20 protein-coding genes are annotated in these 23,597 nt (G+C 65.2%); 19 read left to right on the top strand and 1 reads right to left on the bottom strand.

What is annotated here, in order from left to right; translation table 11 throughout:
• Window positions 1-70: 70 nt before the first annotated feature.
• Window positions 71-853: a type I methionyl aminopeptidase gene (map, locus tag ACIGKL_RS22775; protein ID WP_397488663.1), complete on the bottom strand. Its 783-nt coding sequence runs from the start codon at window positions 851-853 to the stop codon at window positions 71-73.
• 290 nt (window positions 854-1,143) lie between these two features.
• Between map and rpsB the strand changes: the two genes are divergently transcribed.
• The 19 genes from rpsB (at window position 1,144) to ACIGKL_RS22680 (ending at window position 23,594) form a co-directional block, all read left to right on the top strand.
• Window positions 1,144-1,887, top strand: coding sequence for a 30S ribosomal protein S2 (rpsB, locus tag ACIGKL_RS22770; RefSeq protein ID WP_397488662.1), 744 nt, complete (start codon window positions 1,144-1,146; stop codon window positions 1,885-1,887).
• A gap of 129 nt (window positions 1,888-2,016) precedes the next feature.
• The gene (gene tsf, locus ACIGKL_RS22765; protein WP_397488661.1) at window positions 2,017-2,880 is read left to right on the top strand and encodes a translation elongation factor Ts; all 864 of its coding nucleotides are present in this window, start codon (window positions 2,017-2,019) and stop codon (window positions 2,878-2,880) included.
• Window positions 2,881-3,066: 186 nt separating this feature from the next.
• Window positions 3,067-3,810, top strand: a complete 744-nt coding sequence (gene pyrH, locus ACIGKL_RS22760) for a UMP kinase (protein ID WP_021444633.1) — start codon at window positions 3,067-3,069, stop codon at window positions 3,808-3,810.
• Window positions 3,807-4,364 (top strand): ribosome recycling factor, encoded by a 558-nt coding sequence (gene frr / locus ACIGKL_RS22755; protein ID WP_021444634.1) that lies wholly within the window; start codon window positions 3,807-3,809, stop codon window positions 4,362-4,364. The genes pyrH and frr overlap by 4 nt, the downstream gene beginning before the upstream one ends.
• 16 nt (window positions 4,365-4,380) lie before the next feature.
• Window positions 4,381-5,127, top strand: a complete 747-nt coding sequence (gene uppS, locus ACIGKL_RS22750) for a polyprenyl diphosphate synthase (RefSeq protein ID WP_021444635.1) — start codon at window positions 4,381-4,383, stop codon at window positions 5,125-5,127.
• The gene (locus tag ACIGKL_RS22745) at window positions 5,127-5,942 is read left to right on the top strand and encodes a phosphatidate cytidylyltransferase (protein WP_397488660.1); all 816 of its coding nucleotides are present in this window, start codon (window positions 5,127-5,129) and stop codon (window positions 5,940-5,942) included. The genes uppS and ACIGKL_RS22745 overlap by 1 nt, the downstream gene beginning before the upstream one ends.
• Entirely contained in the window at window positions 5,939-7,123 is a 1,185-nt protein-coding gene (ispC, locus tag ACIGKL_RS22740; protein ID WP_397488659.1) for a 1-deoxy-D-xylulose-5-phosphate reductoisomerase, read from the top strand. The genes ACIGKL_RS22745 and ispC overlap by 4 nt, the downstream gene beginning before the upstream one ends.
• A gap of 17 nt (window positions 7,124-7,140) precedes the next feature.
• Window positions 7,141-8,493, top strand: a complete 1,353-nt coding sequence (gene rseP, locus ACIGKL_RS22735; protein WP_397488658.1) for a sigma E protease regulator RseP — start codon at window positions 7,141-7,143, stop codon at window positions 8,491-8,493.
• 89 nt (window positions 8,494-8,582) lie between these two features.
• Window positions 8,583-10,943, top strand: coding sequence for an outer membrane protein assembly factor BamA (gene bamA / locus ACIGKL_RS22730; RefSeq protein WP_397488657.1), 2,361 nt, complete (start codon window positions 8,583-8,585; stop codon window positions 10,941-10,943).
• A 43-nt stretch (window positions 10,944-10,986) separates the two neighbouring features.
• Window positions 10,987-11,490: an OmpH family outer membrane protein gene (locus ACIGKL_RS22725; protein WP_397488656.1), complete on the top strand. Its 504-nt coding sequence runs from the start codon at window positions 10,987-10,989 to the stop codon at window positions 11,488-11,490.
• A 2-nt stretch (window positions 11,491-11,492) separates the two neighbouring features.
• Window positions 11,493-12,551, top strand: a complete 1,059-nt coding sequence (gene lpxD / locus ACIGKL_RS22720) for a UDP-3-O-(3-hydroxymyristoyl)glucosamine N-acyltransferase (RefSeq protein WP_397488655.1) — start codon at window positions 11,493-11,495, stop codon at window positions 12,549-12,551.
• 46 nt (window positions 12,552-12,597) lie between these two features.
• Entirely contained in the window at window positions 12,598-13,038 is a 441-nt protein-coding gene (fabZ, locus tag ACIGKL_RS22715; RefSeq protein ID WP_021444642.1) for a 3-hydroxyacyl-ACP dehydratase FabZ, read from the top strand.
• The gene (gene lpxA, locus ACIGKL_RS22710; RefSeq protein WP_397488654.1) at window positions 13,035-13,811 is read left to right on the top strand and encodes an acyl-ACP--UDP-N-acetylglucosamine O-acyltransferase; all 777 of its coding nucleotides are present in this window, start codon (window positions 13,035-13,037) and stop codon (window positions 13,809-13,811) included. The genes fabZ and lpxA overlap by 4 nt, the downstream gene beginning before the upstream one ends.
• Entirely contained in the window at window positions 13,811-14,941 is a 1,131-nt protein-coding gene (gene lpxB, locus ACIGKL_RS22705) for a lipid-A-disaccharide synthase (RefSeq protein ID WP_397488653.1), read from the top strand. Before lpxA ends, lpxB begins: the two co-directional genes overlap by 1 nt.
• Window positions 14,941-15,540: a ribonuclease HII gene (gene rnhB / locus ACIGKL_RS22700; RefSeq protein WP_397488652.1), complete on the top strand. Its 600-nt coding sequence runs from the start codon at window positions 14,941-14,943 to the stop codon at window positions 15,538-15,540. The genes lpxB and rnhB overlap by 1 nt, the downstream gene beginning before the upstream one ends.
• A gap of 114 nt (window positions 15,541-15,654) precedes the next feature.
• Window positions 15,655-19,185, top strand: coding sequence for a DNA polymerase III subunit alpha (gene dnaE / locus ACIGKL_RS22695; protein WP_397488651.1), 3,531 nt, complete (start codon window positions 15,655-15,657; stop codon window positions 19,183-19,185).
• 294 nt (window positions 19,186-19,479) lie between these two features.
• The gene (locus tag ACIGKL_RS22690; RefSeq protein WP_397488650.1) at window positions 19,480-20,430 is read left to right on the top strand and encodes an acetyl-CoA carboxylase carboxyltransferase subunit alpha; all 951 of its coding nucleotides are present in this window, start codon (window positions 19,480-19,482) and stop codon (window positions 20,428-20,430) included.
• 58 nt (window positions 20,431-20,488) lie between these two features.
• On the top strand, window positions 20,489-21,811 hold the full coding sequence (tilS, locus tag ACIGKL_RS22685) for a tRNA lysidine(34) synthetase TilS (protein ID WP_397488649.1): 1,323 nt from the start codon (window positions 20,489-20,491) through the stop codon (window positions 21,809-21,811).
• Between the two features lie 151 nt (window positions 21,812-21,962).
• Window positions 21,963-23,594, top strand: a complete 1,632-nt coding sequence (locus ACIGKL_RS22680; protein WP_397488648.1) for a CTP synthase — start codon at window positions 21,963-21,965, stop codon at window positions 23,592-23,594.
• Window positions 23,595-23,597: the final 3 nt, after the last annotated feature.

The following is a 23,597-nucleotide window of genomic DNA, read 5'->3' as shown; positions in this document are numbered from 1 at the left end:
TTCCTCTAAAGGTGCGTAGGGTGCGCCGGGCGCACCGTTGCGGTTTTTGGTGCGCACGGCGCACCCTGGCTCAGGCCGAGGTGCGCGGCAGGGTGTCGTCGCTGCGCAGGGTGAGGATCTCGTAGCCGTCGGCGGTGACCAGCACGGTGTGTTCCCACTGCGCCGACAGCTTGCGGTCCTTGGTGATGGCGGTCCAGCCGTCGCCGAGCAGGCGGGTTTCCGGGCGGCCCTGGTTGATCATCGGCTCGATGGTGAAGGTCATGCCTTCCTTGAGTTCCATGCCGGTGCCGGCGCGGCCGTAGTGCAGCACCTGCGGTTCCTCGTGGAACACCGCGCCGATGCCGTGGCCGCAGTACTCGCGCACCACGGAAAAACCGTTCTTCTCCGCGTGCTTCTGGATCACCTCGCCGATATCGCCCAGGCGGGTGCCCGGCTTGACCAGTTCGATGCCTTTATACATGCACTCCTGGGTGATCTTGGCCAGGCGCTCGGCCCACTCGGCGACCTTGCCGACCATGAACATCTTGCTGGTGTCGCCGTGGTAGCCGTCCTTGATCACGGTGACGTCGATGTTCAGCACGTCGCCGTCTTTCAGCGGCTTGTCGTTGGGGATGCCGTGGCATACCACGTGGTTGATCGAGGTGCAGATCGACTTGGGGAAGCCCTTGTAGTTGAGCGGGGCGGGGATGGCCTGCTGCACGTTGACTATATAGTCGTGGCAGATGCGATCCAGCTCGTCGGTGGTGACCCCGGGCTTGACGTGTTCGCCGATCATCTCCAGCACCTCGGCGGCCAGGCGGCCGGCCACGCGCATTTTCTCGATTTCGTCGGGGGATTTGATGGTGACGGTCATATGAAGCTCTCGGGCGCGAACGGAAAAGGGGAGTATCTTAGCAGCTAGGAGGCGCAAGCCCCAAAAGGCAGCTGCAAGCCGCAAGCGACAAGTCGTCGGCGTCCGTTGTTCGGCTTGTGGCTTGATGCTTGTAGCTTGTGGCTGCCCTTTGTGGTATAAAACGCGCCGCTTTACGGGCGGCATGCCCGAAAGCCCAAACCCACACACGTATCGACACGGTTTCCTGGGTGCCCGCAAGGGTTGGAAGCTGGGATACGTGGAGGCCTAACCCGACTTATCAAGGAACTATCATGTCCCAAGTCAACATGCGCGATATGCTGAAGGCCGGTGTGCACTTCGGCCACCAGACCCGTTACTGGAACCCGAAAATGGGCAAGTACATTTTCGGTGCGCGTAACAAGATTCACATCATCAACCTCGAAAAAACCCTGCCGATGTTCAACGAAGCTCAGGCGTTCGTTGAGAAGCTGGCCGCTGGCAAGAACAAGATCCTGTTCGTCGGCACCAAGCGTTCCGCCGGCAAGATCGTTCGCGAAGAAGCCGCTCGTTGCGGTTCGCCCTTCGTCGATCACCGCTGGTTGGGCGGCATGCTGACCAACTACAAGACCATTCGTGCTTCGATCAAGCGCCTGCGCGAGCTGGAAGTTCAGTCCCAGGACGGCACCTTCGCCAAGCTGACCAAGAAAGAAGCCCTGATGCGCACCCGCGATCTGGAGAAACTGGATCGCAGCCTGGGCGGTATCAAGGACATGGGCGGCCTGCCGGACGCGCTGTTCGTGATCGACGTCGACCACGAGCGCATCGCCATCACCGAAGCCAACAAGCTGGGCATCCCGGTCATCGGCATCGTCGATACCAATAGCAGCCCGGAAGGCGTTGACTACATCATCCCGGGTAACGACGACGCCATCCGCGCCATCCAGCTGTACATGGGTGCCATGGCCGACGCCGTGATCCGTGGTCGCAGTAACGCTGGCGGCGGCACCGACGAGTTCGTCGAAGAAGCCCCGGCTGCCGAAGCCGCCGAAGGCTAAGCGGTAACGCCAAGCAGTTAGCGTTATGCGCTGTGCAAGAAGGGGGCTAGGCCCCCTTTTTGCCACTCACAGATTTGCTCGCCCACTCATCGGGCGAATGGTTGAAGACCTACCGAGAGGATTTTCAAGATGGCAGAAGTTACTGCAGCCCTGGTTAAAGAACTGCGCGAGCGTACCGGCCAAGGCATGATGGAATGCAAGAAGGCCCTGGTTGCCGCCGGTGGCGACATCGAGAAGGCGATTGACGACATGCGCGCTTCCGGTGCCATCAAGGCTGCCAAGAAGGCCGGCAACATCGCCGCCGAAGGCTCTATCGCCGTGCGCGTCGAAGGCGGCCGTGGCCTGATCATCGAAGTCAACTCGCAGACCGACTTCCTGGCTCTGCAGGACGACTTCAAGGCGTTCGTCAAGGAAAGCATCGATGAAGCCTTCGCGCAGAACCTGACCGAAGCCGCTCCGCTGATCGCTTCCCGCGAGTCCGCTCGCGAGGCCCTGGTGGCCAAGTGCGGCGAGAACGTCAACATCCGTCGTCTGACCGCCGTTTCCGGCGAAACCGTCGGTGCCTACCTGCACGGCCACCGCATCGGCGTGCTGGTCGTCCTCAAGGGCGGCAACGACGAACTGGCCAAGCACGTCGCCATGCACGTTGCAGCTTCCAACCCGGCCGTGGTTTCCCCGGACCAGGTGTCCGACGAGCTGGTGGCCAAGGAAAAGGAAATCTTCCTGCAGCTGAACGCCGAGAAGATCGCCGGCAAGCCGGAAAACATCGTCGAGAACATGGTCAAGGGCCGTATCGCCAAGTTCCTCGCCGAGGCCAGCCTGGTCGAGCAAGCCTTCATCATGGATCCGGAAGTCAAGGTCGGTGACCTGGTGAAGAAGGCCGGTGCCGAAGTCGTTTCCTTCGTGCGTTACGAAGTGGGCGAAGGCATCGAGAAGGCCGAGACCGACTTCGCTGCCGAAGTCGCTGCCCAGGTTGCTGCCAGCAAGCAGTAATCGGCGGTTCGACCAGTTGCCCCAGAGAGGCTGCCCGCTTGCGCGTGCAGCCTCTTTGCCGAATGGGGGGTGACAAATGCAACAGCGGCCGTCTCAACCAACGGTCGTCGGCGCTGTCGAAGTGCCGGATAATCGCGATGCTCAGGCATCGTCACAGCATTCATATCGCCGCAGGAGAGACTTGCAATGGCTCAGCAGACGAGTGGTCGCCAACCTCGCTACAAACGCATTCTGCTCAAACTCAGCGGCGAGGCCCTGATGGGCTCGGAAGATTTCGGCATCGACCCCAAGGTGCTCGACCGCATGGCCCTGGAAGTGGGGCAGCTGGTGGGGATCGGCGTGCAGGTCGGCCTGGTGATCGGCGGCGGCAACCTGTTCCGCGGCGCGGCGCTGTCCGCTGCCGGCATGGATCGGGTCACCGGCGACCATATGGGCATGCTGGCCACGGTGATGAACGCCCTGGCCATGCGCGACGCCCTGGAGCGCTCGAACATTCCCGCCATCGTCATGTCGGCGATCTCCATGGTCGGCGTGACCGATCACTATGACCGCCGCAAGGCCATGCGCCACCTGAAGACCGGCGAGGTGGTGATCTTCGCCGCCGGCACCGGCAACCCGTTCTTCACCACCGATTCCGCCGCCTGCCTGCGCGCCATCGAGATCGATGCCGACGTGGTACTGAAGGCGACCAAGGTCGATGGCGTGTACACTGCCGACCCGTTCAAGGACCCGCATGCCGAGAAGTTCGAGCGCCTGACCTATGACGAGGTGCTCGATCGCAAGCTGGGCGTGATGGACCTGACCGCCATCTGTCTGTGCCGCGACCACAAGATGCCGCTGCGGGTCTTCAACATGAACAAGCCGGGCGCCCTGCTCAACGTAGTGGTCGGCGGCGCCGAAGGAACCCTGATCGAGGAGGATGCACAATGATCAACGACATCAAGAAAGACGCCCAGGAACGCATGGGTAAGTCCCTGGAGGCGCTGGATCGCAATCTGGCCTCCATCCGTACCGGCCGCGCTCACCCGAGCATCCTGGACAGTATCAAGGTGCCGGCCTGGGGCAGCGACATGCCGCTGAACCAGGTGGCCGCTATCACCGTCGAGGACGCTCGCACCCTGAAGATCGTCGCGCACGACAAGAGCCTCGGCGCCGCCATCGAGAAGGCCATCCTGACGTCCGACCTGGGCCTGAACCCGAGCAGCGCCGGCACCACCATCCGCGTGCCGATGCCCGCGCTGACCGAGGAGACCCGCAAGGGCTACACCAAGCAGGCCCGCGGCGTCGCCGAAGACGCCAAGGTCGCCGTGCGCAACGTGCGCCGCGACGCCCTGGCCGAGCTGAAGAAGCTGGCCAAGGCCAAGGAAATCAGCGAAGACGAAGAGCGTCGTGCCGCCGACGAGTTGCAGAAGCTCACCGACAAGTTCGTCGGCGACGTGGACAAGGCCCTGGAGGCCAAGGAAGCGGACCTGATGGCCGTCTGACGGCCAGGACACCCACATGGACAAGAGCAAGCTGGGCGCGGTGCCGCGGCACGTCGCCATCATCATGGATGGCAACAACCGTTGGGCCAAGAAGCGCCTGTTGCCGGGGGTGGCCGGGCACAAGGCCGGGGTCGACGCGGTGCGCGCAGTGATCGAGGTGTGTGCCGAGGCCGGGGTCGAGGTGCTGACCCTGTTCGCCTTCTCCAGCGAGAACTGGCAGCGCCCGGCCGAGGAGGTCGGCGCGCTGATGGAGCTGTTCCTCGGTGCGCTGCGCCGCGAGGCGAAGAAGCTGCTGGACAACGACATCGGCCTGCGCATCATCGGCGACCGTTCGCGCTTTCATCCCGAGCTGCAGGCTGCCATGCGCGAGGCCGAGGCGCTGACCGCCGGCAACCGGCGCTTCACCCTGCAGATCGCCGCCAACTACGGCGGCCAGTGGGACATCGCCCAGGCTGCCCAGCGCCTGGCGCGCGAGGTACAGGCCGGTCACCTGCAGCCGGAGGACATCACCCCCGGGCTGCTGCAGACCTGCCTGGCCACCGGCGACCTGCCGCTGCCGGACCTGTGCATCCGCACCGGCGGCGAGCACCGCATCAGCAACTTCCTGCTCTGGCAGTTGGCATACAGCGAACTGTACTTCTCCGACCTTTATTGGCCGGACTTCAAGCACGAGGCCATGCGCAAGGCGCTGGCCGATTTCGCTACCCGCCAGCGTCGCTTCGGCAAGACCAGCGAGCAGGTGGAAGCCGAGGCGCGTTCCTAATGTTGAAACAGCGAATCATCACCGCGTTGGTGCTGCTGCCCATCGCCCTGGGCGGGTTTTTCCTGCTCGACGGGGCGGCATTCGCGCTGTTTATCGGCGCGGTGGTCGTGCTTGGTGGCTGGGAGTGGGCGCGTCTGGCCGGGTTTGCCGCGCAACCCCTGCGCGTTGCCTATGCCACGCTGGTCGCCGCGCTGCTTTATGGTCTGCATCTCGTTCCGGCTCTGGCGCCTTGGTTGCTGGCTGCTGCCGTGTTGTGGTGGGCGCTGGCCACCCTGCTGGTGCTGGGCTACCCCGCCAGCAGCCGTTACTGGGGCGGTCTGCCCGGCAAACTGCTGATCGGCCTGCTGATCCTGCTGCCGGCCTGGCAGGGGTTGGTGCTGCTCAAGCAGTGGCCGCAGGCCAATGGCCTGATCGTCGCGGTGATGGTGCTGGTGTGGGGGGCGGATATCGGTGCCTATTTCGCCGGCAAGACCTTCGGCAAGCGCAAGCTGGCGCCCAGGGTGAGTCCTGGCAAGAGTTGGGAAGGGTTGTATGGCGGTCTCGCCGCCAGCTTGCTGATCACTCTGGCGGTGGGCTTGCAGCAGGGTTGGAGCGCAGGTGGCCTGCTGCTGGCGCTGGCCGGTGCGGCGCTGGTGGTGCTGATCTCGGTGGTCGGCGACCTGACCGAAAGCATGTTCAAGCGCCAGTCCGGGATCAAGGACAGCAGCAATCTGTTGCCCGGTCACGGCGGCGTGCTGGATCGCATCGACAGCCTGACCGCGGCCATTCCGCTGTTCGCCGCGCTGCTCTGGCTGGCGGGTTGGGGTTCGCTGTGAGTGCGCCGCAGCGGATCACCGTGCTGGGTGCGACCGGCTCCATCGGCCTGAGTACCCTGGATGTGATCGCCCGTCATCCCGAGCGTTACCGGGTATTCGCCCTGAGCGGCTTTTCCCGCCTGGCCGAGCTGCAGGCCCTGTGCCTGCTGCATCGCCCGGATTATGCGGTGGTGCCCGATGCCGGCGCGGCGCACGAGCTGCAGAGCGGCCTGCGCGGCGCCGGCCTGGCGACCGAGGTGCTGGTGGGCGAGGAGAGCTTGTGTGTCGTGGCCGCCGCTGCCGAGGTCGATTGCGTGATGGCGGCCATCGTCGGCGCCGCGGGGCTCAAGCCGACCCTGGCCGCGGTGCGCGCGGGCAAGAAGGTGCTGCTGGCCAACAAGGAGGCGCTGGTGATGTCCGGCGCCCTGTTTATGCAGGCGGTGCGCGAGAGCGGCGCCACCCTGCTGCCGATCGACAGCGAACACAACGCCATCTTCCAGTGCCTGCCCGGCGACTATGCGCGCGGGCTGCAGCCGGTCGGCGTGCGGCGCATCCTGCTCACCGCCTCCGGCGGGCCGTTTCGCGAAACGCCGCTGGCCGAGCTGGAGCGGGTCACCCCGGAACAGGCCTGCGCCCATCCCAACTGGTCGATGGGGCGCAAGATCTCGGTCGACTCGGCGAGCATGATGAACAAGGGCCTGGAGCTGATCGAGGCCTGCTGGCTGTTCGATGCGCGGCCCGAGCAGGTCGAGGTGGTGATCCACCGGCAGAGCGTGATCCATTCGCTGGTCGATTACGTCGACGGCTCGGTGCTGGCGCAGCTGGGCAACCCCGACATGCGCACGCCGATCGCCCATGCCTTGGCCTGGCCCGAGCGGATCGACTCGGGAGTGGCGCCGCTGGATCTGTTCGCCGTCGGCCGGATGGACTTTGAACGCCCCGATCTGCAGCGTTTCCCCTGCCTGCGCCTGGCTCGCGAGGCGGCGCAGGCCGGCGGCAGCGCGCCGGCCATGCTCAATGCGCTCAACGAAGTGGCGGTGGACGCCTTCCTGCAGCGACGCATTCGCTTCAGCGATATCGCGCGTATGATTGAAGCGGTGTTGAACGCGCAGCCGGTGCAGGCGGTCGAAGCGCTCGATGCGGTGTTCGAGGTCGATCGTCGCGCCCGCGCGCTGGCGGCCGAGTGGCTCGCCCGTCGTTGACGGGCCGGAGAGAATAGATGAGCGGGCTGTATATGTTGGTCGGCACCCTGATCGCCCTGGGTGTACTGGTGACCTTCCACGAGTACGGGCATTTCTGGGTCGCCCGGCGCTGTGGGGTCAAGGTGCTGCGCTTCTCCGTGGGCTTCGGCACGCCGCTGCTGCGCTGGCACGACCGCCAGGGCACCGAATTCGTCATCGCCGCCATTCCCCTGGGTGGCTACGTCAAGATGCTCGACGAGCGCGAGGGCGAGGTGCCGCCGACGCTGCTCGAGCAATCCTTCAATCGCAAGAGCGTGCGCCAGCGTATCGCCATAGTCGCGGCCGGCCCGCTGGCCAACTTCCTCCTGGCGCTGCTGTTCTTCTGGTTCGTCGCCATGCTCGGCAGCCAGCAGGTGCGCCCGGTGATCGGCGCGGTGCAGGAGGGCAGCCTGGCGGCGGCGGCCGGTCTGCAGACCGGCCAGGAAATCGTCGCGGTCAACGGCGAGCCCACCAGCGGCTGGGCGGCGGTGAATCTACAGCTGGTGCGTCGTCTGGGCGAAAGCGGCGCGCTGGAGGTGCGGGTGCTCGAACCCGGCTCCACCGCCGAATCGCCCAAGCAGCTGCAGCTGGACAACTGGCTGCGCGGCGTCGACGAGCCGGACCCGATCGGCTCGCTGGGCATTCGCCCCTGGCGCCCGGCGCTGGAGCCGGTGCTCGCCGAGCTCGATCCCAAGGGGCCGGCGCAGGCGGCCGGACTGCAGGCTGGCGACCGTCTGCTGGCGCTCGACGAGCAGCCCCTGGCCGATTGGCAGCAACTGGTTGACCGCGTGCGCGCCCTGCCGGGCGAGACGGTCAGGCTGCGCATCGAGCGTGCCGGGCAGGCCCTGGATGTCGAGCTGACCCTGGCCGCGCGCGGCGAGGGCGAGGCGCGCAGCGGTTATCTGGGCGCCGGTGTGGCGGGCGTCGAATGGCCGCCGGAGATGCTCCGCGAAGTGCGTTACGGGCCGCTCGAAGGGGTGGCCGAAGGGCTGCGGCAGACCTGGGCGATGAGCCTGTTGACCCTGGATTCGCTGAAGAAAATGCTGTTCGGGGAGCTCTCGGTAAAAAACTTGAGCGGGCCGATAACCATTGCTAAAGTGGCGGGCGCTTCGGCTGAGTCAGGGCTCGGGGATTTCCTGAAATTCCTTGCATATCTGAGCATTAGCCTGGGGGTTCTCAATCTGCTGCCCATCCCCGTGCTGGACGGTGGGCATCTGCTGTTTTACCTGGTCGAGTGGGTGCGTGGTCGTCCCTTGTCCGAGCGGGTTCAGGGGTGGGGGATGCAGATCGGCATCAGTCTGGTCATCGGCGTGATGCTGCTGGCCTTGGTCAACGACCTGAGCCGTCTGTAAACATCGTTGAATCACGCTCTCGGTACTTGCAAAAAAGTGTCGCCTTGGGCGACAGATTTTTATCGTCAGTTGGAATAAGAAAGGACTTCATGAAACGTCTGCTGCTACCTGCGGTACTGTCCGCATTGATGATCGCCGAAGTTCACGCCGAGTCCTTCACCATCTCCGATATCCGCGTCAATGGCCTGCAGCGGGTTTCCGCCGGCAGCGTGTTCGGCGCACTGCCGCTGAACGTCGGCGAGCAGGTCGACGACCGCCAACTGGTCGACGCCACCCGCTCGCTGTTCAAGACAGGTTTCTTCCAGGACATCCAGCTCGGTCGCGATGGCGACGTGCTGGTCATCACCGTGGTCGAGCGCCCCTCCATCTCCGGCATCGAGATCGAGGGCAACAAGGCCATCACCACCGAAGACCTGCTCAAGGGCCTGAACCAATCGGGTCTGGCCGAGGGCGAAATCTTCCAGCGCGCCACCCTCGAAGGCGTGCGTAACGAGCTGCAGCGCCAGTACGTGGCCCAGGGCCGCTACTCGGCCGAGATCGAAGCCGAAGTGATTCCCCAGCCGCGCAACCGCGTGGCGCTGAAGATCACCATCAACGAAGGCACGGTCGCCGCCATCCAGCACATCAACGTGGTCGGCAACACCGTGTTCTCCGACGAGGACCTAGTCGACCTGTTCGAGCTGAAGACCACCAACTGGCTGTCCTTCTTCAAGAACGACGACAAGTACGCCCGCGAGAAGCTGTCCGGCGACCTCGAACGCCTGCGCTCCTACTACCTGGACCGCGGCTACATCAACATGGACATCAGCTCCACCCAGGTGTCCATCACCCCGGACAAGAAGCACGTCTACATCACCGTCAACGTCGACGAGGGCGAGAAGTACAGCGTGCGCGAAGTGAAGCTGTCCGGCGACCTCAAGGTGCCGGAAGAGGACGTGCGTGCGCTGCTGCTGGTCAAGGAAGGGCAGGTCTTCTCGCGCAAGATCATGACCACCACCAGCGAGCTGATCACCCGCCGCCTGGGCAACGAGGGCTACACCTTCGCCAACGTCAACGGCGTGCCGGAAGCGCACGACGAGGACAACAGCGTCTCGATCACCTTCTTCGTCGACCCGGGCAAGCGCGCCTACGTCAACCGCATCAACTTCCGCGGCAACACCAAGTCCGAGGACGAGGTGCTGCGCCGCGAAATGCGCCAGATGGAAGGCGGCTGGGCCTCGACCTACCTGATCGACCAGTCCAAGACCCGCCTCGAGCGCCTGGGCTTCTTCAAGGAAGTCAACGTCGAGACCCCGCAGGTGCCGGGCACCGACGACCAGATCGACGTCAACTACAGCGTCGAGGAGCAGCCCTCCGGCTCCATCACTGCCAGCGTCGGCTTCGCCCAGAACGCCGGTCTGATCCTCGGCGGCTCGATCAGCCAGAACAACTTCCTCGGGACCGGCAACAAGGTCAGCGTCGGCCTGACCCGCAGCGAATACCAGACCCGCTACAGCTTCGGCTTCGTCGACCCCTACTGGACGGTGGACGGCGTCAGCCTGGGCTATAACGCCTTCTACCGTACCACCGACTACGACGAACTCGACGTCGACGTCTCCAGCTACTCGGTCGACAGCATGGGCGCCGGCCTGAGCATCGGCTACCCGATCAGCGAGACCTCGCGCCTGACCTACGGCCTGACCGTGCAGCAGGACAGCATCGACACCGGCCTCTATACCGTCGACGAGATCTTCGACTTCATCGACGCCGAAGGCGATGACTACCTGAACTTCAAGGGGTCCATCGGCTGGTCCGAGTCGACCCTGAACCGTGGCGTGCTGGCCAACCGTGGCCATTCGCAGAGTCTGGTGCTGGAAACCACCCTGCCGGGCAGCGACCTGTCGTTCTACAAGCTCGACTACCGCGGTCAGATCTTCACCCCGCTGACCGACAACTACACCATGCGCTTCCATACCCAGCTGGGCTATGGCGACAGCTACGGCTCCACCGCCGAGCTGCCGTTCTACGAGCACTACTACGCCGGTGGTTTCAACTCGGTGCGCGGCTTCGAGGACAGCAGCCTGGGCCCACGCAGTACGCCGAGTTCGGGTACCCGTCCCGGTACCGTGGCCGACCCTGATCAAGACCCGCTGCCGTTCGGCGGCAACGTGCTGGTGCAGGGCGGCGTCGAACTGCTGTTCCCCATGCCCTTCGTCAAGGATCAGCGCTCGCTGCGCACCGCACTATTCTGGGACGTGGGCAACGTCTTCGACACCAACTGCTCTTCCAGCCAGAAGAAGCTCAGCGATAGCTGCGATATCGACTTCGGCAATATGGCCAGCTCCGTCGGCGTCGGCCTGACCTGGATTACCGCGCTGGGTCCCTTGAGCTTCAGCCTGGCCATGCCGGTGATGAAACCCGATGATGCCGATACCCAGGTGTTCCAGTTCTCCCTGGGCCAGACTTTCTAAACCTATTCACCGAAAGCCAACAGTTTTGTTGCAGGAGTGCATTGTGCGTAAGTTGACTCAACTGGTTCTGTTCACCGCTGCCCTGATCGCCACTCCGGCGTTCGCCGAGATGAAGGTGGCCGTGCTGAACTATCAGATGGCCCTGCTCGAGTCCGACGCGGCCAAGCGCTACGCGGTCGATGCCGAGAAGAAGTTCGGTCCGCAGCTGAACAAGCTCAAGACCCTGGAAAGCGATGCCAAGCGCATTCAGGATCGTATGGTCAAGGAAGGCGACAAGATGCAGCAGGCCGAGCGCGAGCGTCTCGAACTCGAATTCAAGCAGAAGGCCCGCGACTTCCAGTTCCAGTCCAAGGAGCTGAACGAAGCCAAGGCCATCGCCGACCGCGAGATGCTGGCCAAGCTCAAGCCGAACCTGGACAAGGCGGTGGAAGAGGTGATCAAGAAGGGCAACTTCGACCTGGTGCTCGAGCGTGGCGCGGTGATCGATGTCAAACCCCAGTTCGACATCACTCGCCAGGTCATCGAGCGCATGAACCAGCTGCGCTGATCATGACGGTTGCAGTCTATACCCTCGGCCAGCTGGCCGAGCGCCTCGGCGCCACCCTGCGCGGCGCCGAAGGCAAGCTCATCGCGGGCCTGGCCACCTTGCAGGAGGCCGGGCCCGAGCAGTTGAGCTTCCTGGCCAATGCCCAGTACCGCAAGTACCTGGCGCAGACCCGCGCCGGCGCGCTGCTGCTCACTGCCGCCGATGCCGAGGGCTACGCCGGCGATGCGCTGATCGTCGCCAACCCCTATCTGGCCTATGCCCAGCTCTCGCACCTGTTCGACCGCAAGCCGCAGGCCGCGGCCGGCGTGCATGCGACGGCCGTGGTGGCGGCGGATGCCCAGGTCGATCCGACGGCCAGCGTCGGCGCCTATGCGGTGATCGAGGCTGGCGCGCAGATCGGTGCCGGCGTCAGTATCGGCGCGCACTGCGTGATCGGCGCCCGTTCGGTGATCGGTGAAGGCGGCTGGCTGGCGCCGCGGGTGACCCTGTACCACGACGTGCGCATCGGCAAGCGTGTGGTGATCCAGTCCGGGGCGGTGATCGGCGGCGAGGGCTTCGGTTTCGCCAACGACAAGGGCGTGTGGCAGAAGATCGCGCAGATCGGCGGGGTGAGCATCGGCGACGACGTCGAGATCGGCGCCAACACCACGGTCGACCGCGGTGCGCTGTCGGACACCCTGATCGGCAATGGGGTCAAGCTGGATAACCAGATCATGATCGCGCACAACGTGCAGATCGGCGACAACACCGCCATGGCCGGCTGCGTGGGGATTTCCGGCAGCACCAAGATCGGTCGCAACTGCATGATCGCCGGCGGCGTCGGCATGGTTGGCCATATCGAGGTGTGCGACAACGTGTTCGTCACCGGCATGACCATGGTCACCCGTTCCATTACCGAGCCGGGCGCCTATTCTTCAGGCACCGCCATGCAGCCGGCGGCGGAATGGAAGAAGAGTGCGGCGCGCATTCGCCAGCTGGACGACATGGCCAAGCGCCTGCGCGAGCTGGAAAAACAGCTGGCCGCCGTGACCCCGAGCGCGAACGCCTCATCTGATGCCTGAGCCGGCCAGGCCGCGCTCCTCTTTTTTCTTACAGGCTTATCCGGACATGATGGACATCAACGAAATTCGTGAATACTTGCCGCACCGCTATCCCTTCCTCCTGGTGGATCGCGTGGTGGACCTGGACGTCGAGGGCAAGTGCATTCGCGCCTATAAGAATGTCAGCATCAACGAGCCGTTCTTCAACGGTCACTTCCCCGAACACCCGATCATGCCGGGCGTGCTGATCATCGAGGCGATGGCCCAGGCCGCCGGTATCCTCGGCTTCAAGATGATGGGCGTGAAGCCGGCCGATGGCACCCTCTACTATTTCGTCGGCTCGGACAAACTGCGTTTCCGTTCGCCGGTGCTGCCGGGCGACCAACTGGTGCTGGAAGCCAAGTACCTGAGCGATCGCCGCAGCATCTGGAAGTTCGAGTGCCGCGCCAGCGTCGATGGCAAGGAAGTCTGCTCGGCCGAGATCATCTGTGCGGAACGCAAACTATGAGTTTGATTGACCCTCGCGCCATTATCGATCCGTCGGCGAAGCTGGCGGATGGCGTTCAGGTCGGCCCCTGGTCGATCGTTGGACCCGATGTGGAAATCGGCGAGGGTTCGGTGATCGGCCCCCATGTGATCCTCAAGGGGCCGACCGTGATCGGCAAGCACAATCGCATCTACCAGTTTTCCTCGGTAGGCGAGGACACCCCCGATCTGAAGTACAAGGGCGAACCGACCCGCCTGGTGATCGGCGACCACAACGTCATTCGCGAGGGCGTCACCATTCACCGCGGCACCGTGCAGGACCGTGGCGAGACCACCCTCGGCGATCACAACCTGATCATGGCCTACGCCCATATCGGCCACGACAGCGTGATCGGCAACCACTGCATCCTGGTCAACAACACCGCGTTGGCCGGGCATGTCTGGGTCGACGACTGGGCGATCCTCTCCGGTTACACCCTGGTGCATCAGTTCTGCCGCATCGGCGCGCACAGCTTCTCCGGCATGGGCACCGCCATCGGCAAGGACGTGCCGGCCTACGTCACCGTGTTCGGCAACCCGGCCGAGGCGCGCAGCATGAACTTCGAGGGCATGCGCCGCCGCGGCTTCTCCAGCGATGCCATCGCCGCCCTGCGCAAAGCCTACAAACTGGTCTATCGCCAGGGCATGACCGTCGAGCAGGCGCTGGTCGAGTTGGCCGAGCTGTCTGCGCAGTTCCCGGAAGTCGCGGTGTTTCGCGACTCCATCCAGGCGTCCACCCGCGGCATCACCCGCTGATGGACAGGCCGTTGCGTATTGCGCTGGTCGCTGGCGAGGCGTCCGGCGATATCCTCGGCGCCGGGCTGATACAGGCGCTCAAGGCCAGGCACCCGGATGCCGAGTTCATCGGCGTCGGCGGCGCGCGCATGGAGGCCGAGGGGCTGCGCTCCTCCTTCCCCATGGAGCGCCTGGCGGTGATGGGCCTGGTCGAGGTGCTCGGCCGCCTGTTCGAGCTGCTCGGCCGCCGTCGTCAGCTGGCGCGCGAGCTGATCGCCGCCAAGCCGGATCTGTTCATCGGCATCGATGCGCCGGATTTCAACCTCGGTCTGGAGCTCAAGCTGCGTCGCGCCGGGATCAAGACCGTGCACTATGTCAGCCCCTCGGTCTGGGCCTGGCGGCAGAAACGCGTGCTGAAGATTCGCGACGCCTGCGACCTGATGCTGACGTTGTTCCCCTTCGAGGCGCAGTTCTACGACGCCCATCAGGTGCCGGTGCGCTTCGTCGGTCACCCGCTGGCCGACGCCATCCCGCCGCAGGCCGACCGCGCCGCGGCGCGCGAGGCGCTGGACCTGCCGCAGGACGAGACGGTGGTGGCCTTGATGCCGGGTAGCCGCGGTGGGGAAGTCGCGCGCCTCGGCGAGCTGTTCCTCGATGCGGCGATTCGCCTGCGCGCGCTGCGCCCCGGCATTCGTTTCCTGCTGCCCTGCGCCACGCCGGAACGCCGCGCGCAACTGGAGCAGATGCTGGCCAGCCGCGACCTGCCGCTGACCCTGCTCGACGGCCGCTCGCACGAGGCCCTGGCCGCCTGCGACGCGGTGCTGATCGCCTCCGGCACCGCGACCCTGGAAGCGCTGCTGTACAAGCGGCCGATGGTGGTGGCCTATCGCGTGGCGCCGCTGACCTACCGTATTCTCAAGCGCCTGGTGAAGAGTCCGTATATTTCCCTGCCCAACCTGCTGGCCGAACGCCTGCTGGTGCCGGAGCTGATTCAGGACGCGGCCAGCGCCGATGCCCTGGCGCAATCGCTGGCGCCGCTGATCGACGGCGGCGAGGTGCAGACCGAGGGGTTCGACGTGATCCACCGTGCCCTGCGCCGCGACGCCTCGGCGCAGGCGGCCGAGGCCGTGCTCAAGCTGGTCGGTCGCTGATGCAGCTCGGGCTCGACTTTACCCTGGTCGAGGACCTGGTGGCCGGGGTCGACGAGGTCGGTCGCGGTCCGCTGTGCGGCGCGGTGGTCACCGCCGCGGTGATCCTCGATCCGGCGCGGCCGATCCAGGGCCTCAACGACTCCAAGAAGCTGTCCGAGGCGCGCCGCGACAAGCTGTTCGACGAGATTCGCGAGAAGGCCCTGGCCTGGTGCATCGCCCGCGCCGAGGTGGAGGAGATCGACCGCCTGAATATCCTCCACGCCACCATGCTGGCCATGCAGCGCGCGGTCGAGGGCTTGAGCGTGACGCCGAAGCTGGCGCTGATCGACGGCAACCGCTGCCCCAAGCTGGCGGTGCCCAGCGCGCCGGTGGTCGGCGGCGACGCCAAGGTGCCGGCCATCGCCGCCGCGTCCATCCTGGCCAAGGTCAGCCGCGACCGCGAGATGGCCGAGCTGGATCTGCTCTATCCCGGCTACGGCATCGCCGGGCACAAGGGCTATCCGACGCCCACCCACCTCGAAGCGCTGCGCCGCCTCGGGCCGACGCCGATCCATCGGCGCTCCTTCGCCCCGGTGCGTGCCTTGCTGGAAGGCGTGTAGCTGCGTAGCCCGGATGCAATCCGGGAAATGCCACACCTGTTGAACCTCTGGCCCTCAGCCAGACCCTCTTAGGCTACAATCCGCGCTTTGTCGTTTTCACCTGCAAGGCCGCCCATGACTCAAGCGTTCGTCCACCTGCGTCTGCACACCGAATACTCCCTGGTCGACGGCCTGGTGCGGGTCAAACCGCTGATCAAGGCGGTGGCCGGGGCCGGCATGCCGGCGGTGGCGGTCACCGACATGAGCAACATGTGCGCGCTGGTGAAGTTCTACAAGACCGCCATGGGCGCCGGCATCAAGCCGATCTGCGGCGCCGACATCTGGCTGGCCAGCGCCGACGAGGATGGCCCGCTGTCGCGCCTGACCCTGCTGGCGATGAACGCCAAGGGCTATCGCAACCTCACCGAGCTGGTCTCGCGCGGCTGGGCCGAAGGGCAGAGCAACGACCTGGTGATCATCCAGCGCGACTGGGTCAAGGACGCCGCCGAGGGCCTGATCGCCCTGTCCGGCGCGCGCGAGGGCGAAGTGGGCCAGGCCCTGCTGGCCGGCGACGAGGCCACCGCCGAAGCGCGCCTGCGCGAATGGATGGCGGTGTTTCCGGAGCGTTTCTACCTGGAGGTGCAGCGCACCAGCCGGGTCGGCGACGAGGAGTACCTGCACGCCGCGGTGGCCCTGGCCGACCGCGTCGAGGCGCCGCTGGTGGCGACCAACGACGTGCGCTTCATCAAGCAGGACGACTTCGAGGCCCACGAGACCCGCGTGTGCATCGGCGAGGGGCGCTCGCTGGACGACCCGCGCCGGCCGCGCAACTATTCCGACCAGCAGTACCTGAAAACCCCGGCGGAAATGTGCGAGCTGTTCGCCGACCTGCCCGAGGCGCTGGAGAACACGGTCGAGATCGCCAAGCGCTGCAATATCGAGGTGCAGCTGGGCAAGTACTTCCTCCCCGACTTCCCCACGCCCAACGGCATGGGCATCGACGACTACCTGCGCCACGCCTCCTTCGAGGGCCTGGAAGAGCGCCTGACCGTGTTGCTGCCGCCGGACACGCCCGACTACCAGGCGAAGAAGCAGGTCTATATCGACCGCCTCAATTTCGAGCTGGATATCATCATCCAGATGGGCTTCCCCGGTTACTTCCTGATCGTGATGGACTTCATCCAGTGGGCCAAGAGCAACGGCGTGCCGGTCGGCCCGGGCCGGGGCTCGGGTGCGGGTTCGCTGGTGGCCTACGTGCTGAAGATCACCGATCTCGACCCGTTGGCCTACGACCTGCTGTTCGAGCGTTTCCTCAACCCCGAGCGGGTATCGATGCCCGACTTCGACGTCGACTTCTGCATGGACGGTCGCGACCGGGTGATCGACTACGTGGCCGACAAGTACGGGCGCAACGCGGTGAGCCAGATCATCACCTTCGGCTCGATGGCGGCCAAGGCGGTGGTGCGCGACGTGGCACGCGCCCAGGGCAAGTCCTACGGCCTGGCCGACCGTCTGTCGAAGATGATTCCCTTCGAAGTGGGCATGACCCTGGAGAAGGCCTACGAGATGGAGGAACCGCTGCGCGACTTCCTCAAGAACGACGAGGACGCCCGGGAAATCTGGGACATGTCGCTCAAGCTCGAAGGCGTGGTGCGCGGCACCGGCAAGCACGCCGGCGGTGTGGTGATCGCGCCGACCAAGCTCACCGACTTCTCGCCGATCGCCTGCGACGAGGAGGGCGGCGGCCTGGTGACCCAGTTCGACAAGGACGACGTCGAGCAGGCCGGCCTGGTCAAGTTCGACTTCCTCGGCCTGCGCACCCTGACCATCATCAAGTGGGCGATGGAGACCATCCACCGCATCCAGAAGCGCGACGGCGCCGCGGACGAGGAGCTGGTCAATATCGACTTCATCCCGCTGGATGACAAGAAGACCTACGACATGCTGCAGAAGGCGGAGACCACCGCGGTCTTCCAGCTCGAATCGCGCGGCATGAAGGAGCTGATCAAGAAGCTCAAGCCCGACTGCCTGGAAGACATGATCGCCCTGGTGGCGCTGTTCCGCCCCGGGCCGCTGCAGTCGGGCATGGTGGACGACTTCATCAACCGCAAGCACGGCCGCGCCGAGCTGTCCTACCCGCACCCGGACTACCAGTACGCCGGCCTGGAGCCGGTGCTCAAGCCTACCTATGGCGTCATCCTGTACCAGGAACAGGTGATGCAGATCGCCCAGGTGATGGCCGGCTACACCCTCGGCGGTGCGGACATGCTGCGCCGCGCCATGGGCAAGAAGAAGCCCGAGGAGATGGCCAAGCAGCGCGGCGGCTTTATCGAAGGTTGCGCGGGCAATAACATCTCGGCGGATCTGGCCGGCAATATCTTCGACCTGGTGGAAAAGTTCGCCGGTTATGGCTTCAACAAGTCGCACTCGGCCGCCTACGGCCTGGTCTCCTACCAGACCGCCTGGCTCAAGGCGCATTACCCGGCGCCGTTCATGGCCGCGGTGCTGTCGGCGGATATGCACAACACCGACAAGGTGGTGATCCTGGTGGAAGAGTGCCGCAACATGAAGTTGCGCATCGATCCGCCGGACGTCAACGTCTCCGAGTTCAAGTTCACCGTCAACGACGACGGCCGTATCGTCTACGGTCTGGGCGCGGTCAAGGGCGTGGGCGAGGGGCCGGTGGAGGCCATCGTCGAATGCCGCGCCGAGGGTGGGCCATTCAAGGACCTGTTCGACTTCTGCAACCGCGTCGACCTCAAGCGCATCAACAAGCGCACCCTGGAAGCGCTGATCCGCAGCGGCGCGCTGGATCGCCTCGGCCCCTACTACCAGGACGAGCTCAAGGCTTACCAGGCCAGCGTGGACAAGAACCGCGCCGTGCTGCTGGCCTCGATGGAGGAGGCCGTGCAGTCCGCCGAGCAGACCGCGCGCAGCGCCGAGAGCGGCCATATGGACCTGTTCGGCGGCCTGTTCGCCGAGCCCGAGGCGGACGTCTACGCCAACCACCGCAAGGCCCGCGAGCTGCCGATCAAGGAGCGCCTGAAAGGCGAGAAGGACACCCTGGGCATCTACCTGTCCGGTCACCCCATCGACGAGTACGAAGGCGAGATCCGCCGCTTCGCCCGCCAGCGCATCGTCGAGCTGAAGCCGGCACGCGACACCCAGACCATCGCCGGGATGATCGTCAACCTGCGGGTGATGAAGAACAAGAAGGGCGACAAGATGGGCTTCATCACCCTCGACGACCGCTCCGGACGCATCGAGGCGTCCTTGTTCGCCGATGCCTTCGCCAGCAACCAGGCGCTGTTGCAGAACGATGCGCTGGTGGTGGTCGAGGGCGAAGTCAGCAACGACGACTTCTCCGGTGGTCTGCGTCTGCGCGCCAAGCGCGTGATGAGCCTGGAAGAGGCGCGTACTGGTCTCGCTGACAGCCTGCGGGTGAAGGTCGCCAGTGAGGCATTGAAGGGTGATCGACTGCGCTGGCTGGCCGAGTTGTGCAGCAAGCACAAGGGCGCCTGTCCGGTGACCCTGGACTACAGCAGCGAGGAGGCACGCGCCTTGCTTCAGTTTGGCGACGCCTGGCGTATCGACCCGGCCGACACATTGATTCAGGCATTGCGTGACCAGTTCGGGCGCGACAACGTCTTTTTGCACTACCGCTGACGCGAGAGGGGAAATACCCCTTTGCATTGGCATCGACACCTACAGGTGTCGACCCGTTGCGGCCTATCCCTTAAGGTAGGGCGCCTAGAAAACCGCTGAAAAACTACCTGCGTTGCCGCTGCTGCGTTAAAAACAGGCTCAGAATGCTCATTTACAGCTCGTAAAGTCGAGCGCGACTCCGACCGTTCTTCGCCTGTTTTTGCCTTGCATCGGCTGCCTCGCCTACGTTTTTAAGCGGTTCCCTTATGGATACAGCTCCCCGGCCACTTGGCCGTCGACGCAAGACGGATGACTATGAACCCGAATTTTCTCGATTTCGAACAGCCGATCGCCGACCTGCAAGCCAAGATCGAAGAGCTACGCCTGGTCGGTAACGACAACGCGCTGAACATCGGCGACGAGATTGCCCGCCTGCAGGACAAGAGCAGCGCGCTGACCGAAAGCATCTTCGGCAACCTCTCCAGCTGGCAGATCGCCCAGCTGGCGCGCCATCCGCGCCGCCCCTACACCCTGGACTACATCCAGCACATCTTCACCGAGTTCGACGAGCTGCACGGCGACCGCCACTTCTCCGACGACGCCGCCATAGTCGGTGGCGTAGCCCGCCTCGGCGAGCAGCCGGTGATGGTCATCGGTCACCAGAAGGGCCGCGAAGTGCGCGAGAAGGTGCGCCGCAACTTCGGCATGCCGCGTCCGGAGGGCTACCGCAAGGCCTGCCGCCTGATGGAAATGGCCGAGCGCTTCAAGATGCCGATCCTCACCTTTATCGACACCCCCGGTGCCTACCCGGGTATCGATGCCGAGGAACGCGGGCAGAGCGAGGCCATCGCCTGGAACCTGCGGGTGATGGCGCGGCTGAAGACCCCGATCATCGCCACCGTGATCGGCGAGGGCGGTTCCGGCGGTGCGCTGGCCATCGGCGTCTGCGACCAGCTGAACATGCTGCAGTACTCCACCTACTCGGTGATCTCGCCGGAAGGCTGCGCCTCGATTCTCTGGCGTACCGCCGAGAAGGCGCCGGATGCCGCCGAGGCCATGGGTATCACCGCCGAGCGCCTGAAGGATCTGGGCATCGTCGATCAGGTGATCGCCGAGCCGCTGGGCGGCGCCCACCGCGACCCGGCTGCGGCATCCGAGTCGATCCGCCAGGAGCTGACCAAACAACTGGCCAGTCTGCAGCAGCACGACACCGACGCCCTGCTCAAGCGTCGTTACGATCGCCTGATGAGCTACGGCATCGCCTGAGCTCGTTCTGCGCACATCTCAACGGGCCTTCGGGCCCGTTGTTGTTTAAGCTTGGCCGATGACTGCTCTCGATCTCCGTCTGCGCGCCGCGTTGCAGCCCTGGCGGCAGGCGCCGGCCTGGCGTATCGCCTTCTCCGGCGGCCTCGACTCCAGCGTGCTGCTGCACCTGCTGGCCGGTCTCGCCCGGCGCGAGGCGCTGCCGCCGCTGGCCGCCATCCATGTCCACCACGGCCTGCAGCCGGCGGCCGAGGCCTGGCCCGAGCATTGCGCGCGCATCTGCGCGCAGCTGGATATTCCCCTGGAAATCGTTGCGGTGCAGGTTGCGCCGGGGGCCAGCCTGGAGCAGGCGGCGCGCCAGGCGCGCTACGCCGCCTTCGCCGAACGCCTGGGGCTGGGCGAGGTGCTGCTCGGTGCCCAGCATCGCGACGATCAGGCCGAGACCTTGCTGTTTCGCCTGCTGCGCGGCGCCGGCGTGCGCGGCCTGGCGGCCATGCCGGCAAGCCGGCCGCTGGGTCGCGGCACTCTGGTTCGGCCGCTGCTGGACGTTCCGCGTGCCGAGCTGCAGGCCTATGCCGAGGCCCATGGCCTGAGCTGGGTGGAAGACCCGAGCAATGCCGACGAGCGCTTCAGTCGCAATTTCCTGCGCCGCCGTGTGCTGCCGTTGCTCGCCGAGCGTTGGCCGCAGGCGGCCGCCAGCCTGGCACGCAGCGCCGCCCATCTGGGCGAGGCGCAGCAGCTGCTGGGCGAGTTGGCCGAGCTGGATCTGCTCGCCGCGCGGGGCCAGGCGCCGTTGTCCTGGCTGGCGCTGCCGTCGCTGGACGTGCAGGCGGTGGCCGGGCTGAACGAGGCGCGTCAGCGCAATCTGCTGCGTCATTGGCTGGCGCCACTGACCCGCCTGCCGGACAGCGATCACTGGGCCGGCTGGTATGACCTGCGTGACGCCGGCGTGGCTGCCACGCCGATCTGGAAACTGGCCGATGGCGAGTTGCATAGGGCAGATGGGCGGCTGTGGTGGCTCAGCGGCGACTGGTTGCAGCCACTCACGGTTGTCGATCTGCCTTGCGGTGCGGCGCAAGGGGCCATCGCCTTGCCCGGCAACGGCGCTGTGCAAGTTATCGGCGAGCTGCCGGCGGGGCGTTGGCACCTGCGCTATCGCCGCGGCGGCGAGTCGCTGCAGCTGCCGGGACGAGGCCGGCGCGACCTCAAGCGCCTGCTCAACGAGCTGCGCGTGCCGGCGTTCGTGCGCCTGCGGCTGCCCTTGCTGTTCGACGGCGACGAGCTGGTAGCGGTGGCCAATTTGGCGCAGGCGCCGCGTCCGGGGCAGGGCGATCTGCGCTTGCGCTGGTCGCCGCCGATCGGTGATCAAGGTTTGAGCTGGTAAGGCCTTTCCGGTAGACTACGCTCCCGTCTTACTACAGCTTTTGCCGACTCCCTCAGGGTGCTTGGCGGGCTTGCCATTGTTGCTACCGATGGCGCTCCTTCGCTTTCCCCGGCGGCACTGACCGCTTAAACGCAGACTTCTAGGGTTTTTCATGACGCGCTACATCTTCGTCACGGGTGGTGTTGTTTCTTCTTTGGGGAAAGGCATCGCCTCGGCTTCACTGGCGGCCATCCTGGAGGCGCGGGGCCTGAAGGTCACCATGCTCAAGCTGGACCCTTACATCAACGTCGATCCGGGCACCATGAGCCCGTTCCAGCACGGCGAGGTGTTCGTCACCCACGACGGCGCCGAGACCGACCTCGACCTGGGTCACTACGAGCGGTTCATCCGCACCACCATGACCAAGAGCAACAACTTCACCACCGGTCGCGTGTACGAAGACGTGCTGCGCAAGGAGCGCCGTGGTGACTACCTGGGTGCGACCATCCAGGTCATTCCGCACATCACCGACGAGATCAAGCGGCGCATCATCAAGGGCGCCGGCGATGCCGACGTGGCCCTGGTGGAAATCGGCGGCACCGTCGGCGACATCGAGTCGCAGCCGTTCCTCGAAGCCATTCGCCAGCTGCGCGTGGAAGTGGGCGCCAAGCGCGCCATGCTGATGCACCTGACCCTGGTGCCGTATATCGCCACCGCCGGCGAGACCAAGACCAAGCCGACCCAGCACTCGGTCAAGGAGCTGCGCTCCATCGGCCTGCAGCCGGACGTGCTGGTATGCCGTTCCGACCACCCGATCGACGTGTCCTCGCGGCGCAAGATCGCCCTGTTCACCAACGTCGAAGAACGTGCGGTGATCAGCCTGGAAGACGTCGACACCATCTACAAGATTCCGGGCGTGCTGCATGCCCAGGGTCTGGACGACTTCGTCGTCGAGCGTTTCGGCCTGGAGTGCGGCGGCGCCGACCTGTCCGAGTGGGATCGCGTGGTCGATGCCAAGCTCAACCCGGAACAGGAAGTCACCATCGCCATGGTCGGCAAGTACATGGAGCTGCTCGATGCGTACAAGTCGCTGATCGAGGCGATGAGCCACGCCGGCATCCAGAACCGCACCAAGGTCAACCTGCGCTATATCGACTCCGAAGACATCGAGAATCAGGGCACCGCGCTGCTCGAGGGCGTCGATGCCATCCTGGTACCGGGCGGCTTCGGTCTGCGTGGCGTGGAAGGCAAGATCAAGACCGTGCAGTACGCGCGCGAGAACAAGATTCCCTACCTGGGCATCTGCCTCGGCATGCAGGTGGCAGTGATCGAATACGCACGCAATGTGGTGGGCTGGAGCGATGCCAACTCCACCGAGTTCGACCTGGCCAGCCAGCATCCGGTGGTCGGCCTGATCACCGAGTGGCAGGACGCCGCAGGCAGCGTCGAACAGCGCAGCGAGAGCTCCGACCTGGGCGGCACCATGCGCCTGGGCGCGCAGGACTGCCAGCTGCAGGCCGGCTCCAAGGTGCACGACTGCTACGGCAAGGACGTCATCGTCGAGCGCCACCGTCACCGTTACGAGGTGAACAACAACCTGCTGCCGCAGCTGACCGAGGCTGGTCTGAAAGTCACCGGCCGCTCCGGCGACGGCGCCCTGGTCGAAGTGGTCGAGGCGCCGGATCATCCGTGGTTCGTCGCCTGCCAGTTCCACCCGGAATTCACCTCCACGCCGCGTGACGGTCATCCGCTGTTCAGCGGTTTCGTCAACGCCGCGCTGGCGCAGCAAGCGAAGAAGGCCTAAGGC

Source organism: Pseudomonas sp. NPDC077186 (genome assembly GCF_044543505.1).
Taxonomy (GTDB): Bacteria; Pseudomonadota; Gammaproteobacteria; order Pseudomonadales; family Pseudomonadaceae; genus Aquipseudomonas.
This window is presented reverse-complemented; position numbering and strand designations above follow the sequence as displayed.

Bases quoted from the DNA above. Each gene is read 5' to 3' on its own strand.
- ACIGKL_RS22680 (WP_397488648.1), top strand. From the start codon at position 21,963: ATGACGCGCTACATCTTCGTCACGGGTGGTGTTGTTTCTTCTTTGGGG.
- uppS (WP_021444635.1), top strand. From the start codon at position 4,381: ATGGACAAGAGCAAGCTGGGCGCGGTGCCGCGGCACGTCGCCATCATC.
- rnhB (WP_397488652.1), top strand. From the start codon at position 14,941: ATGCAGCTCGGGCTCGACTTTACCCTGGTCGAGGACCTGGTGGCCGGG.
- dnaE (WP_397488651.1), top strand. From the start codon at position 15,655: ATGACTCAAGCGTTCGTCCACCTGCGTCTGCACACCGAATACTCCCTG.
- rpsB (WP_397488662.1), top strand. From the start codon at position 1,144: ATGTCCCAAGTCAACATGCGCGATATGCTGAAGGCCGGTGTGCACTTC.
- rseP (WP_397488658.1), top strand. From the start codon at position 7,141: ATGAGCGGGCTGTATATGTTGGTCGGCACCCTGATCGCCCTGGGTGTA.
- tilS (WP_397488649.1), top strand. From the start codon at position 20,489: ATGACTGCTCTCGATCTCCGTCTGCGCGCCGCGTTGCAGCCCTGGCGG.
- lpxB (WP_397488653.1), top strand. From the start codon at position 13,811: ATGGACAGGCCGTTGCGTATTGCGCTGGTCGCTGGCGAGGCGTCCGGC.
- frr (WP_021444634.1), top strand. From the start codon at position 3,807: ATGATCAACGACATCAAGAAAGACGCCCAGGAACGCATGGGTAAGTCC.
- fabZ (WP_021444642.1), top strand. From the start codon at position 12,598: ATGATGGACATCAACGAAATTCGTGAATACTTGCCGCACCGCTATCCC.
- lpxD (WP_397488655.1), top strand. From the start codon at position 11,493: ATGACGGTTGCAGTCTATACCCTCGGCCAGCTGGCCGAGCGCCTCGGC.
- bamA (WP_397488657.1), top strand. From the start codon at position 8,583: ATGAAACGTCTGCTGCTACCTGCGGTACTGTCCGCATTGATGATCGCC.
- tsf (WP_397488661.1), top strand. From the start codon at position 2,017: ATGGCAGAAGTTACTGCAGCCCTGGTTAAAGAACTGCGCGAGCGTACC.
- ACIGKL_RS22690 (WP_397488650.1), top strand. From the start codon at position 19,480: ATGAACCCGAATTTTCTCGATTTCGAACAGCCGATCGCCGACCTGCAA.
- pyrH (WP_021444633.1), top strand. From the start codon at position 3,067: ATGGCTCAGCAGACGAGTGGTCGCCAACCTCGCTACAAACGCATTCTG.
- map (WP_397488663.1), bottom strand. From the start codon at position 853: ATGACCGTCACCATCAAATCCCCCGACGAAATCGAGAAAATGCGCGTG.
- ACIGKL_RS22745 (WP_397488660.1), top strand. From the start codon at position 5,127: ATGTTGAAACAGCGAATCATCACCGCGTTGGTGCTGCTGCCCATCGCC.
- lpxA (WP_397488654.1), top strand. From the start codon at position 13,035: ATGAGTTTGATTGACCCTCGCGCCATTATCGATCCGTCGGCGAAGCTG.